The following is a 903-nucleotide window of genomic DNA, read 5'->3' as shown; positions in this document are numbered from 1 at the left end:
CGTTGCAATTCGCCTCTCCCAAGTAGGCACCCGCCGCCGGCTCAATGGTGACTGCGCCGTGCCGCGGCATGCCGGGCAAGATCGGGCGTTTCGAAGACGTAGTCGTTCCAGGCCGATTCCGGAACCTGACCGGCCAGATAGCATTCCAGCAACAGGCTTTGTTCGGGATTGAGAGGCCTTGGCGCGCGCTGATCCAGCCCCAGCGAGTGAAACAGGTTTCTTGTCAGGTCCGAGACGGTGAAGTGGATCGACATCTGCGTTCTCCCTTTGGTCCTTCAACGCGGAAGACCGGGCAAAGGTTTCGAACGCCTGGCGATAATGGCGGTCCGTTTCGTTGCAGGTCCGCGGCGAGGGTCGGGCTTGCGCTTTCCTTTGAGGTTCGTCTCAATCTTGAAATAAAAATGTAATATCGAATTTACACGAGATGACATAATACAATAGACAAAAGCTTACCCCGGCTGAAGTTCTTGAGATAATTAGAGTTTACTCATATAGCTGAAACTTGTGTAAGTTATGGACTGTAATTCCGGGTTCTCCGCAAAAAGGACCGAGTTGTCCCGATGATCCGTTTCTGGCCTTCCATGGTGGTCGCATTGATTTCGCTGGCGGCGGTTTTGTTCGGGACGCTTCCGTCCTACGCGGACAGCTGCGGCGCGATCAGAAGCCAGTTGCTTTCGGGTGGCCGCAGCAACGGGGCGAACCCGGAGCTTGCTCAACTGCGCCGGCAACTTGCAGCCATCCAGACTATCGAGAGACAGCGCCAGTGCACGGCGAAAAGTTCGCTTGGTGGTCTCTTCAACGCTTGCGCCGATCTCGCCAGGAGCCGCTCGGATGTGCAGCGCCGGATCGCTGCCGCCGGGAATTCAGGCCGCGACACGGCGGGTCTGCAGGCGCGCCTCGTGG

Annotated in this window: 1 protein-coding gene and 1 pseudogene; one reads left to right on the top strand and one right to left on the bottom strand. The window is 57.6% G+C overall.

Translation table 11 applies throughout. The annotated features are described in order from the left end of the window. Positions 1 to 41 precede the first annotated feature (41 nt). Complete coding sequence (locus tag ENZ75_RS33040; protein WP_013529263.1) at positions 42 to 254, bottom strand: hypothetical protein; 213 nt, start codon at positions 252 to 254, stop codon at positions 42 to 44. 306 nt (positions 255 to 560) lie between these two features. Between ENZ75_RS33040 and ENZ75_RS33035 the strand changes: the two are divergent. After that, a pseudogene (locus ENZ75_RS33035) lies at positions 561 to 903 on the top strand (hypothetical protein); the annotation flags it as partial.

This window comes from Mesorhizobium sp. M7A.F.Ca.CA.002.04.1.1 (assembly GCF_004022805.1).
In the GTDB taxonomy this organism is placed as follows: domain Bacteria; phylum Pseudomonadota; class Alphaproteobacteria; order Rhizobiales; family Rhizobiaceae; genus Mesorhizobium; species Mesorhizobium ciceri.
This window is presented reverse-complemented; position numbering and strand designations above follow the sequence as displayed.

Bases quoted from the DNA above. Each gene is read 5' to 3' on its own strand.
- ENZ75_RS33040 (WP_013529263.1), bottom strand. From the start codon at position 254: ATGTCGATCCACTTCACCGTCTCGGACCTGACAAGAAACCTGTTTCAC.